Annotated in this window: 10 protein-coding genes; 2 read left to right on the top strand and 8 right to left on the bottom strand. The window is 65.8% G+C overall.

Annotated features, from left to right (window positions below; genetic code table 11):
- Window positions 1-84 precede the first annotated feature (84 nt).
- The 8 genes from cas2e to cas3 all read right to left on the bottom strand — a co-directional run bounded on the left by cas2e (window position 85) and on the right by cas3 (window position 9,242).
- Window positions 85-477 (bottom strand): type I-E CRISPR-associated endoribonuclease Cas2e, encoded by a 393-nt coding sequence (gene cas2e / locus DRB06_RS14045; RefSeq protein WP_108966296.1) that lies wholly within the window; start codon window positions 475-477, stop codon window positions 85-87.
- Window positions 471-1,409 carry a type I-E CRISPR-associated endonuclease Cas1e gene (cas1e, locus tag DRB06_RS14040; protein WP_108966298.1) on the bottom strand — a complete coding sequence of 313 codons (939 nt, stop codon included), beginning with the start codon at window positions 1,407-1,409 and terminating at the stop codon, window positions 471-473. The genes cas2e and cas1e overlap by 7 nt, the downstream gene beginning before the upstream one ends.
- A gap of 3 nt (window positions 1,410-1,412) precedes the next feature.
- On the bottom strand, window positions 1,413-2,096 hold the full coding sequence (cas6e, locus tag DRB06_RS14035) for a type I-E CRISPR-associated protein Cas6/Cse3/CasE (protein WP_108966300.1): 684 nt from the start codon (window positions 2,094-2,096) through the stop codon (window positions 1,413-1,415).
- Window positions 2,087-2,824: a type I-E CRISPR-associated protein Cas5/CasD gene (gene cas5e / locus DRB06_RS14030; RefSeq protein ID WP_092612012.1), complete on the bottom strand. Its 738-nt coding sequence runs from the start codon at window positions 2,822-2,824 to the stop codon at window positions 2,087-2,089. Before cas5e ends, cas6e begins: the two co-directional genes overlap by 10 nt.
- Window positions 2,824-3,951: a type I-E CRISPR-associated protein Cas7/Cse4/CasC gene (gene cas7e / locus DRB06_RS14025; RefSeq protein ID WP_092612015.1), complete on the bottom strand. Its 1,128-nt coding sequence runs from the start codon at window positions 3,949-3,951 to the stop codon at window positions 2,824-2,826. The genes cas5e and cas7e overlap by 1 nt, the downstream gene beginning before the upstream one ends.
- Before the next feature lies 1 nt (window position 3,952).
- Window positions 3,953-4,570 (bottom strand): type I-E CRISPR-associated protein Cse2/CasB, encoded by a 618-nt coding sequence (casB, locus tag DRB06_RS14020; protein WP_234416094.1) that lies wholly within the window; start codon window positions 4,568-4,570, stop codon window positions 3,953-3,955.
- 92 nt (window positions 4,571-4,662) lie between these two features.
- Window positions 4,663-6,321, bottom strand: coding sequence for a type I-E CRISPR-associated protein Cse1/CasA (gene casA, locus DRB06_RS14015; protein WP_111820277.1), 1,659 nt, complete (start codon window positions 6,319-6,321; stop codon window positions 4,663-4,665).
- A complete protein-coding gene (gene cas3 / locus DRB06_RS14010) occupies window positions 6,318-9,242 on the bottom strand; it encodes a CRISPR-associated helicase Cas3' (protein WP_258522277.1) in 2,925 nt (974 codons plus the stop codon). Before cas3 ends, casA begins: the two co-directional genes overlap by 4 nt.
- 371 nt (window positions 9,243-9,613) lie before the next feature.
- Here cas3 and glyA point away from each other — a divergent pair, with 371 nt between their 5' ends.
- Together glyA and DRB06_RS14000 are read left to right on the top strand one after the other, a co-directional pair.
- On the top strand, window positions 9,614-10,933 hold the full coding sequence (glyA, locus tag DRB06_RS14005; RefSeq protein ID WP_073327452.1) for a serine hydroxymethyltransferase: 1,320 nt from the start codon (window positions 9,614-9,616) through the stop codon (window positions 10,931-10,933).
- Window positions 10,930-11,832, top strand: coding sequence for a bifunctional methylenetetrahydrofolate dehydrogenase/methenyltetrahydrofolate cyclohydrolase (locus DRB06_RS14000; protein ID WP_111820275.1), 903 nt, complete (start codon window positions 10,930-10,932; stop codon window positions 11,830-11,832). The genes glyA and DRB06_RS14000 overlap by 4 nt, the downstream gene beginning before the upstream one ends.
- Window positions 11,833-12,147: the final 315 nt, after the last annotated feature.

Below are 12,147 nucleotides of genomic sequence, written 5' to 3'. Positions count from 1 at the left end.
GGATCATCCCCGCTCGCGCGGGGTCGACACTTGCGGATCCTTGGAATCCCAACGGCGCTGCAGCAAACACTACACGTGATTCCTTTACTGCTGACCTAGTGCCCGCTCCGTCGAATTGCGGAAGCGGCGGCGTCGGGCTGCAATCGACCATGATTCCTTGGCGGGCTTTATCGCGCCGGGAATCGACTTGGCCCCTTCGATCTGCCGATACGGTGTGCGCATCACGATGCAGCCCTCAATATCGACCGGATCGCGGTCGTGACCGAGGGAGGCGATCTCGAAGTGCTGCTCGGAGCGTGCAGACCAGATGAGCAGTGCCCGACCATCGCCGATGTACGCCCTGACGAGCTCCCACAACTGTTCGCGCACCCGGGCGGACAGATGCCCGACGAACACACCCGGGCTCACCTCGAGCAGCCAGCGCGTTATGGCGCCCCGTAGTGATGCGGGTGAGGCCGAAAGAATCAGCACTACCATCCGCCTGCATCCTCTTCCGAATAGTTCGCGCCACCTGCAACTAGTCGCCGCTGGTAATCCCACAGGGAGACCACGTTGACGCTCAGATCATCCTCTTCCTCGACGCCGAGTAGGCCACGGATGTCCTTGACAGCACGTTCGATGACGCGTAGCTCGAACACCTTGTCGCGCACTCGGCGCCTGGTAGTGCCGCTCAGATCTTCCATGCCCTCGGCAACGACATCGAAGGCCATGGGGATCGTCGTCTCCGCCTTGTAGAGGTCAGCGATGTCGTACACGAAGGAACGCTCGTGCCCGGTATGTACGAAGCCCAAGCCGGGCGAACAACCCAGCGAAACAATTACTCCGTGCACTACCCCGTACAGGGCAGCGTGTGCGGCGGAAAGCGCCTGGTTGATCGGATCCGAGGCCTCGAAGTCGTCGGGTCGGTAGTCCCGGCGGGTCCAGGGAACGCCGGTCCTGCGCGAGTTCTCCCGGTAGATTTCGCGCACGCGGGCGCCTTCTCGACCGCGCAGCTGCTGCATGGTGAGGCCGCTAACATCCTCGCCGTGGAAGCGCATGCAGTACATTTCGCGGGCGACCCGCAGACGTTTCTGTGGCGAGGAGACTCTGGCCGCTTGTTCCTCCAACAAGCGGGTTGACGTGGCCAGCGAGCGTCCATGTGCGTAGTAACGCACACCTCGTTCTCCGACCCAGACGGCGGTCGTTCCACACTCGCCCAGCAGACACATAGCCTGGTGGCTCACTGAGGTTCCGGGGCCCAAAAGCACCGCGATCAGTGAGGCTGCCGGGACCCTGACAGTGCCTTGGTCATTGCGAGCAGTAAGCGCTCCGTCTTCGCGATGCACCACGCAGTGCTCCACATAGAGGAATGTCATACGATCCTGCACGCGGGGGAGCGCAGTCACGGGAACCGGCAGCATCCGGGCCATGGTTCAGCGCCGTCCCACTCGTGCGAGGGTCATGAGCCCACACCCATACGCCTTTGAGCGCCCGATCCCTGCCACTAACGCCTGGCGGAGCTTCTCCGGATCCGCCACACGTAGAACACCTTCATAAACGGTCCGGTTGATCGTGACTCGGTCGCGCACTTCGGCGTCGGGCCGCTGGCGGTTGAAGATTGGACGTTCTCGGCGGACAACGACGACGGACTGCGCTGCTTCGTCGTCGTCCCCTTCGGTGGGGACAAGCTCGAATCCGTAGTTGGGAGTGCGGTTTATCAACCACTGACGTTGCTGCTCAACGGTCACGTGGCCGTACCGCTTTCCGCGTTTGCCGGGGCCCTGAGCGACCGAACGCGAGGGGTTGGCAGCCAGACGGAACGCCCACAGCTGGCCGGTGTCCAGCTGGTTCAGAAACGGCGAGTAGTCGAGAGTTCGGGCCTGCGAATCATGAACGCCGGCGTCGGATACAATCTGCGTGCAGTCGGGCTCCGAGGGGGTAAGCAAGTAGAGCGAAGTACTTGCTCCGGGGTCCACCCGCCACAGCACCCTGCCTGCGCCGTCCCCAGTATCCTCTCCCGCAGCCTTCATGACGACGGCGTGCATGATCTGCGGCGAGCCCAGGTACTTGCGGGCGAGGCGACGGGACGGATCAAGGTCAATCTTCGTCAGGAACACTGCGCGGCCTCCTCAACATCGGCCATCGGATCGTGGGTATCCACTGATGAAGATGGCTCATCGGTGGGTGCCGTCATCGGTACCTCCAGCCGTTCTACTTGACGGAACCCGTACTCGCGACGGCGCGGATCGAAGGACATCGGAACATCGCGGCTTCCACGGAGAGCACCCGTGTGTGCATCGTCGGGAACGGCATCCCGGTCCAGCAGTAATTCGGCGTTGAAAGCCGAGTGTCGACGGCGTTGCCGGAACCACGGCGAGGCCAGCCACGGTTCCTCCCTGAGTGCGTCGTAAAGCGACGCATCGCGCAGCCCCAATGACACGGGCTGCGTCGGTGGGCATGAGCGTCTGCCCAGGTACAGGGGGAAGACGGGGTGCTTGACTGCCTCGTCTAGCCCCTGAAGGAGTGCATCGTCTCCCTCGATCCCGGCCAGGAATACGGCGTCGGTGAGGTAGTAGCGCTCCGACAGTGGCATGGAATCCTTGCCGTCGAGTGAGCGAGCGGTGTGAAAGTCGCGGATCACGGTGCCGGGCTGGTCCTTGCGGACGCCGAAGCGGAGCTTCAGCAGATCCTCGATCGGATCTGTCCGCCGTCGTCCTACCGCGGAGGCGAGCATGCCGATCACTCCGCTCTTGGTGGGGGCGAGTTCCGTGGCCCGAACGGTGAACCTTGACTTCACCCCCCACGCCTGCATCGGGCCCGCAAGTCGTAGCAGGAGAACCGCCATCAGGCCTGCTCCTCGTCGGCCACGCGTGCCGCCACGGTCTCCCGCAGGCGGCCGGACAGATCTGCGAAGGAGACCCGCTCGCCCAAGGACGCAACGGCGTCGGAGTCCTTCAGGGAGACGACAAAGCTCGCTAGGGGGCGTAGGCCGTAGGTGTTTTCCACCGCGCGCGCATGCTCCGCCAGCGCCTCGATAGAGCGCCCCAGATAGCCATGAGTCTCATCGGTGCGTACGGGCTGCTCGAACGCACCCACCAGCGACACCGGCTGGTCATCCCGGACAGAGATGACGATTGCCTCGGGCACGGTCCGGTTGGCGAAGGTGTTCTGCTTCCCGGTGGGCATGGATAGGCAGAAACCCTTTACGAAGACTTCGAGAGCGCGCAGCGCGGCGTCAGTGTTGCCAAGGTTCTCGGCGAGCAGGTCGAAGTTGACGGTGGCGTAGCGGTACATCGTTGCCGAGGAGAACTCGACTGTGCCCATCATGCCGGCGCCGGCGTCCTCCTCCTCGGAACGGGACTTCGCGTCGTCGACGGCAGTGAAGAAGTCATACTCGTTCTCGGCGGCGTGGGTGGAGATCGCGTGCGCGACCTGGCAGGCGGCGTCTACGTTGAGATCCGTATCGTCGGCGACCATACGGCCGAACAGCGACACGTCCACCGCATGAGCTTCCTTGAAGATCTTCTTGACTTCTTTGGCGTCAACCTTGCCTCCGCTGCGGGCGGCGGCTATGGCGAGCTCTGCCAGTCGCGCGACCTGACTCGTTGAGAGGAACAGTAAGTAACCGGATTCCTGCGGAGCATCCTTCTTGCCTCGGGGTGCCGAGACCTTGATCTTGGTTGCCTTGAATACGTCCTCAGCCAGCGCGAGGGCGGACTCGGCGAGGTCGGGCGCCTCAGCCGCGATCTTGTTCGCCAGCAGTTCTACGACGCGCTTGGTGCGAACGCCGACGTCGGACGCGTCCAGGAGCTCGTTGAAGTACAGGCGCGTGGCCCGCTTCCAGGACTGGCTGGATACCCTCAGGCGGCGTACCCCACCGTAGGCCGCGGATTTGGGGGAGCCGGAGTCGTCGCGGTTGACGCAGGACGGCGGCAGGTTCTGGATGATGTGGAGGTCGACGTAGGTGCTCATTTCAGTTCTCCGGGGTTGAAGGTGTGGGGGCGGAATCGGATGCGGAATCGACAGCTGTTGTGCCGGTAGATGACGTGGAGCCGTCGGAGGCAGTGAGCCGGCCGTACTGGCGGGACCACCGCAGCCGGACATCCTTGGCACCTCCTGGACGTTGGAAATCAACCAAGTCATCGGCGAGCATGGCGTGATCCAGGGGGATGCGGTGGGCGCGCAGCTGGGAGACGAAACTCCGCAGATGATGGCGTAGCTCATTGACGGTTGTGGAAGTAACCAGGGCGTTGAACCGTGCACGCGCGGAAGGGTTCTCCTGGTCGCGCGTACCGATTAAATCCCGTGCTGCTTGGCCAAGGCCGACTCCGGGCTGGAACATGCCCTCGGTCCGCGACTGCTGGTGCACGGCATACAGGGCCATGGCGGTGTGCACTGCGAGCTCTCCCCATGTGGGAGCGTCTCCGGCACTGGACGCTACAGGCACAGCGGTCAACGACCAGACCTCGGGCAGCTCCCCGGGGGCTCGGTTTGCGGCCTTGCGTAGGGCGGCAACGTCGGCGCGCCCCTGAGATTCATTGCGCAGGTAGCGGGCCTGCAGACCATTCTTCCCACCTAGGCGCTTATCCACGAGCTGCCCGACATCTGCCTTTAGCCTGCGTTTCGGTTTTTGCGGCGGTGCTGTGCTCTGGGGCCCTGTGGGAGCATCGGCTTCTGGCTGCGTCATGCAACTGTCCTCTTTTCTTCATTGTTGGGCGCATCTTCGCTATCGGGCGGAGGGATGATCTTGTTGAGGGCGGCGCGGAAGAAGACCAGAGCGCGGCTGACGTCCATGCGTCCCGTTCCCTCGCCCCGACCGGCGAAGGCCGTGTACGGTGCTGCGGAAGCGAGTGCGTCCTGCTGGCGCCAGGCCTCCGACCGTAGGAGGGTCTGCCATTGCTCGCGCCCCGCTGTCGGGTCGATTTCCGCCAGGGAAGCGAGCCAGCGGGGGAACTCTTCGTCTATCACCTGGTAGAAGGCGGTGCTGGCACGGTCGCGAGCCGCCGATGCCGTATCCGGGCTGCCGCCACCGGCGCGGTCTAGATTTGCGGCGAGGTTGCGTAGCGCGCCGGCCACCTGCTCGGTCTGCTCCATGGCGTCCCGGACCACGGCAAGCAGGCGCGTTTCCTTGGGATCGAGCAGTTTCGCCGGTAGCACCAGGGTGTCATCAACCAGTTCGGAGACCACGGCTTCTTGCGCGCCATACTCGATGCCGGTGGCGTGCAATGGTATGAGGCCCGACAATGGAACGATTTCATACATCATGAGACCCTGGTAGAAGTCCACCACGCCGGGAGGCATAAATCTGGTCACCTCTCCCGCGCCCTTAACTGTCAGCGAGGGGCTGAGTTGCGCGATCAGCGAGGACAAACCCCGCCAGAAGGCTCGATCCGTCGGCAGTTTGCGCGGCATGTAGACGGGGGCCTCGAGCTTCTTGGTCTGTGGCTCGGAGAAGCGCCACGCGGTCATGGGCTCAACGGGGAAGCGGTTCTGCGGGGTGGCCTTGTCCCCGTTTCCAAGAAACAGTCCGGTTACCGAGTCGTCCTCACCGTGCAGCAGGACGCGTCGCGTCTGCCATGTGTAGCAGGAGACCGGGCCGGTTGGTTCCAGTGCCGGCGTACCTGCCGGGCCATCGGGATATCGTTCCCACGGGGCGAGGTCGAACTCCGGGTCGACATCGTGTAGGCCGTGTACCTCTTTGCAGACTACGGTGTTGAGCAGCAGCGTGCGCTCCAGGTTCTCTCCAGTCACAGCTACGGCGCCGATCTGCCCGGTCCACCCCGGACCGATCGGGTAGCCCTTTCCGTTCTTAACTTGCGGGTCGCCAACGGCGCCGGACCGAATACCTGAGGGGTCGTAGGCGTGGACGTGTACCAGCCACCTCGCGGCCTCCGCCCAACTGATGGAATCCAGGCCCTCGGCGATGCGGGTGGTGAAGAAGGGATTGCCATTGGGGACGTCCACGATGAGGGACTCCAAGCCCGAGATCTTGCCCGAAGCCGAGTGAATCCCGGCAACTTGAAAGAACGGCCGCTCGGGGTCGCGCAGGTCGAATCGGTCCCGGAAGCGCTCCAGATAAGCGGCGGCGTCCGTCCCGAGCCTTCCCGGCTCATCCCAGTACTCCTCCCACGCGTCCAGATCCTTCGGGCCGTCCATGGCGCGGTGGCAGATGGCCAGGAGTAGACGCAGAATCGCCATGTCCTGACTGGCGATCTCGCCGTGGATTCCCTCAATGCTTTCTGCATCGCGGAAGAGGGCGAGGAGAGAGACCTCAGCGGGTGTGCCGTCGAGTCGGGTCACCCTGATCCAGGGCTCGTCGAGAAGATTGAAGCTTGCTGTCATGCGTCGCGGACCTCCTTTAGCCCGGTGGTGGATGAGTATTCGAGGGTGGTTCCGGCCAGCTGTGCCCGGCCATCCTCAAGGAGGAGGAAGAGCTGCCCCCGGAGCTGTGGATCAGCCTGCCACGCGGGTACGACACGAATCTCAAGCTCATCAATCGCCTGGTCCATCTTGTCGCCCCTGGTAATACCGGCCGGCAGCCGTACGGCAGACATCACCATGGCCCGTACAAGGTCACGGCCGGGAACCTGGTCCGTTGGAATCAAAGCCCCCGGAGCTCCGGGCGCGTGTGCCAGCGTCCGCAGCTCCTCCTGCCCGCCTTCCCGATGCAGCTCAAGCAGGATGACTTCCAACGAGTCCTCACCGTCGCGGACCTGTGCACGCCCGGTCTCCTCACTGTCCGACGCCGTAGTGTGAAGCCAGTCGATCAAAGAAGCGGACTCGCCACTGCGCTCGGGTTCTTCCAAGAGGAACGCCCGCGCGGCGTTCCGCTTCTTCTCGAGCTCTTGCGCGTAGGCGTCGCGCGCTTGCGCGAGCGCGTCCTGCCACGCTGGCGGCACGTTGGCGCCATCTCCATATACGGCTTCGATCAGCCCGTGGACGTCGTCGGGCACCGTCACGACTCCGCTGCCGTCGACGACGCCGCGTAAGGCGGCGGCGCTGAGCAGCATGTCGTGCCCGCCATAGATCGTTGCAGCTCCGGGTTCAAGCGAAGGTTCGCTTGAACCCGTCGTCGGAAGCCAATCTATGTAGCAGGTGGGCGTAGTGAGCCGGGGCGGACGCGGGCGGGTGTGGCGGTGCAGTCGGCCCATGCGCTGAAGTACCAGGTCGACGGGAGCAAGGTCGGTGACGAGCAGGTCGAAATCGACGTCAAGCGACTGCTCCACCACTTGCGTGGCGACGACGATAGCCCGGTGCGGGCGTTCGGGATGGCTGCGCGGCGGACCAAACCGATGAAGTAAGTCGGCGTCCTTGGTAAGGCGATCACCGATGGTGAAGCGGCCATGGTTAAGGGTGACATCTTCGCCGAAGTGCTCTCGCAGTGCCTCATAGGTCTCCTGAGCCCGCCCGACGGTGTTGCGGACGATTAGGGCACAGCCGCCGTCTGCGAGCTTGTCCTCCAGCAGTGGTAGCAAACCGTCTTTGCCGAGCTGTCGGATCTGGACGGTGGAGTGACGTCCCGCGGAGGTAACCGGGATGATCTTGGTGGATTCGCGACCGGCAGCAACCAAGCACGGGAAAGGCGTATTGATCGTCTCGGGGGCGGAGTGTTCGCTGAGCCGCTGTCCACTGGACAGCAGCAGGCCGCGGCGGTATGCATCAACCATCGCCGTGCAGCGTGCTTCCGACAGTGTCGCGGATAGCAGCACCACCGGCACGCCGTAGGCGGCCAGCCATGTCAGCGCCCGGTCAAGGTAGGCGTTCATGTAGGTCGAGTAGGAATGCACCTCATCCACCACAACTACCTTGCGGGACAGGCCCAGGTGGCGCATCGCCAGATGGGGCGAGCGCATCGCGCCGAACAGTAGATGGTCCACGGTGGTGACGACGAAGTCCGACAGCATCGATTTCTTCCGCCCACTGAACCACGCCATGATGGCCACGTCCGCCGCGCGCCGCCCTGCTGCATCGAGAGGTTTCTTGCTGCGTGCCTCCTCTTCGTCCCAGCCAATTCCCGTCGGCCGGGGACCGTCCGCCTGCTCGCCGCCGAGAGACCCGAACAACCGGTCACGCAGTTGGTAACCGCGGCGTCGTAGCTCCCGTGCCTCCTCATTCAGGCGGGCGCGACCGTGAATCAGCTGCACGGCGAAGTCCGAGGGAGCGCCGTCGTCGGCGTATGCCTGCTCGACGGCATCCAGCCAGTCCAATTCGCGGGAGAACATGGCGTCGGTAGTTGCCTGGGTCGGCAGAGCGAAGAGGATGCCCGAGCGTCCGGTGCGAGCGGCAAGCACCTCGGCGGCCATGAGTGCCGACTCGGTCTTGCCCCCACCGGTGGAGTCTTCAACAACCAGGATCCCGGGGAGTTCCATGGTGCGGGCGGCATCGAGCGCATGTGCCTGAACATCGGTGGCGCACGCGCCGTCGGGCAGCTTGAACCGCTGCGTCAGCAGCGAGTCGGCATCGGTGCCGGTGTCGCGCGGGTGCCACGGCGTCGGGATCTCCAGCAGCGACAGGCCCCGCTGAACACGGGCAGCATGGGCGCCGGGTGCGAGCAGGGTGGTGCCGTCGTCGTCCAAGGGAAGCAGCGGGAAATAGTCCTCCGTTGAAGCGATCCAGTCGGCCACGATGACCAGACCGGACAATTCAACGAGGAACGGTTGGGACCACTTGCGGCGGCTCCAAGCGCCTAGCAGGGGAGCGGCACCGGTAATGTTGGTTACGAAATCCAGCAGCTCACGGCGTGTACCATCCCAGGGCTCATCACCGAGCAGGTGGGCGTGGAGCGCGTATTCGGTGGTGACGTCGGCTCTTGTAGGCGGGATGCCGTGATGGGCCCCTACAACAGACGCCAGCGCCATGCTGCCGCTCCGGTTAGCGGCATACTCCATACGGAGCCAGCGCTGGAGGACGACGTGCCCAGCCAGCCCGTGCGGCATATTGCGGCGGTCGTTAGCGTCGAGTGTTTCGTGCTTTAGGCCGACCTCTCGCATTCGATCGTCGAGGTGCTTTACCTTGTCGGAGAACGCCGGCGAACACTTGCCAATGTCGTGGACACCTGCGATCCAGGAAGCCAGCAGACAGAACTCGTCGACGGGGGAGAGGGCGGAATCGGATCCGGCGAACTCGCGGTCAATGAGATCCTGGACGGTCGGCGCCAGCCAGTTGCGCGCCAGGTGGTCGGCCACGGCCGCACTGTCCAACAGGTGCAGCCACAGCGGCAGCCATACACGGCTGTCGGGGTCGTATCCGGACTTTGCCCACACGTACCGGGCGCGCACGGAGAGTGCCACGGGACTCCTTTGTCTAAGGGGATGCTTGACAGTAGATCTGCGGAGACGGTGGAGGTGCCGTAACGGGTGAGCTGCCACTTAGTTGTTACTTGTGTTCGCGGGTGCCTGGCTAGGCAGCATGGAGTCGCCCCGCTCCCACCTGGCCCCGCCGCGTCGTCGGCGCTAGCATGGGGCCGTCGTCGCGACTGGCGAAAAGGTGGTCACCACCGGGGAGCGGCGGCACGTCACGGGTCCGCCCGCACCCTGCGGTGGCTCCGGGACGCAGCAACGGAGAACCTGGTCGCCCGCCTGGGCCGAGGTCGACGCCAACGCGCGGCCCGCGCCGCGCACACATCAGGAGAACCATGACCGACTCCGCGGCCACCGCCCGCACCGCCCTCAACAACCAACCCCTGGCCGACCTCGACCCGGAGATCGCCAAGGTCCTCGACGACGAGCTCGCCCGCCAGCGTGGCACCCTGGAGATGATCGCCTCGGAGAACTTCGTGCCCCGCGCCGTCCTCCAGGCACAGGGGAGCGTGCTGACCAACAAGTACGCCGAGGGCTACCCCGGGCGCCGCTACTACGGCGGCTGCGAGGTGGTCGACGTCGCCGAATCCCTGGCCATCGAGCGCGCCAAGGCCGTCTTCAACGCCGAGTGGGCCAACGTCCAGCCGCACTCCGGCGCCCAGGCCAACGCCGCCGTCCTGCACGCCCTGGCCAACGGCGGCGACACCATCCTCGGCCTGTCGCTCGCCCACGGCGGTCACCTCACGCACGGCATGAAGATCAACTTCTCCGGCAAGAACTACCACGCCACCGCCTACGGCGTGGACGAGACCACGCACCGCATCGAGATGGAGCAGGTGCGCGAGGCTGCCCTGCGCGAGCGCCCCCGCGTGATCATCGCCGGCTGGTCCGCCTACCCCCGCCACCTCGACTTCGAGGCCTTCCGCTCCATCGCCGATGAGGTCGGTGCCGCCCTGTGGACCGACATGGCCCATTTCGCCGGGCTGGTCGCCGCCGGCCTGCACCCCTCCCCGCTGCCGTGGTCCGACGTCGTGTCCACCACCGTCCACAAGACCCTCGGCGGCCCTCGCTCCGGCATGCTGCTGACCAACCGCGCCGAGCAGTGGGGCAAGAAGCTCAACTCCGCCGTCTTCCCCGGTCAGCAGGGCGGCCCGCTCATGCACGTGATCGCCGCCAAGGCCGTCGCCATGAAGATCGCCGGCACCGACGAGTTCAAGGACCGTCAAGCCCGCACCCTTGAGGGTGCCTCGATCCTCGCCCAGCGGCTGCTCGCCGACGACGTCGCCGCCGCCGGCATCAAGCTGGTCACCGGCGGCACCGACGTCCACCTGGTGCTGGTGGACCTGCGTGACTCCGCCCTGGACGGCCAGCAGGCGGAGGACCTGCTGCACGACGCCGGCATCACCGTCAACCGCAACGCCGTCCCCTTCGACCCGCGCCCGCCGCGCGTCACCTCCGGCCTGCGCATCGGCACGCCGGCCCTGGCCACCCGCGGCTTCGGCCCCACCGAGTTCACCGAGGTCGCCGACATCATCGCCACCGCCCTGGTGGCGGGTGCGGCCGGCAAGGCCGACGACGAGCTGCTCGCCTCCCTGCGCGGACGCGTGCGCACGCTCACCGACGCCTTCCCGCTCTACCCGGGGCTGGCCCAGTGAGGGCCCCGTGGACGGGCGCCGCCCGCGTCCTGGACGGCAAGGCCACCGCCGCGGCGCTCAAGGCCGAACTGGCCGAGCGCGTGGCCGCCCTGCGTGAGCGCGGCATCACCCCGGGTCTGGGCACGGTGCTGGTCGGTGAGGATCCCGGCAGTGTCAAGTACGTGGCCGGCAAGCACGCCGACTGTGCCGAAGTCGGCATCGAGTCCATCCGCGTGGACCTGCCCGCCACCGCCACGCAGGCGGAGATCGAGGCGGCCGTTGACCGCCTCAACGGCGACCCCGCCTGCACCGGTTACATCGTCCAGCTGCCGCTGCCCGCCGGCATCGACACCAACGCCATCCTGGAACGCGTCGACCCCGACAAGGACGCCGACGGCCTGCACCCCACCAACCTCGGCCGCCTGGTGCTGCGCGGCACCGGTCCGATCACCTCGCCGCTGCCGTGCACGCCGCGCGCCTGCATCGAGCTGATCACCCGCCACGGCATCGACCTGGCCGGCAAGAACGTGTGCGTCATCGGCCGCGGCGTCACCGTGGGCCGCTCCATCGGCCTGCTGCTGATGCGCAAGGACGTCAACGCCACCGTCGACGTCTGCCACACCGGCACCCGCGACCTGGCCGCGCATGTGCGCCGCGCCGACGTCGTCATCGCCGCCGCCGGCTCGGCCGGCATCGTCACGGCCGACATGGTCGCGCCCGGGGCGGTAGTACTGGATGTGGGCGTCTCCCGCGTCGTCAATCCGGAGACCGGCAAGGGACGGATCATGGGCGACGTCGCCGACGGCGTCGACCAGATCGCCGCCTGGCTGTCCCCGAACCCCGGGGGAGTCGGCCCGATGACGCGCGCCCTGCTGCTGGCCAACGTCGTCGAGATCGCCGAGCGCAACGCCGTCGGCTGATACGCGCTGCGCCCGGGATCAGCGTGTCCGAGGAGCTGGTCGCCGCGCCCGCCTCCGCTGATACGCGCTGCGCCCTGGAGCAGCGGTTCTGGGCTGCGTCACCTGGTTGTGGCTCCCGCTGTGACACGTCTCGGATGAGCTAGGCGCGCTTCACGGGGCTATCTGGCTGACGGTTCGTACCTTTGCTTCGACGCTTCGTACTTCGGCGTGACGGTTCGTACCCGTAGGTGCCGAACCGTCGTTGTTATGTCTCAGGACATCGGTGACAGTTCTGTGTCAGGACATCGGTGACAGTTCGTGGGTTGTTGGGGGTGA

The sequence above is a fragment of the Actinomyces sp. Z5 genome (genome assembly GCF_003287795.1).
Taxonomy (GTDB): Bacteria; Actinomycetota; Actinomycetes; order Actinomycetales; family Actinomycetaceae; genus Actinomyces; species Actinomyces glycerinitolerans.
The sequence above is the reverse complement of the archived record's forward strand: the minus strand, read 5'-3'. Positions and strand labels throughout refer to the sequence as shown.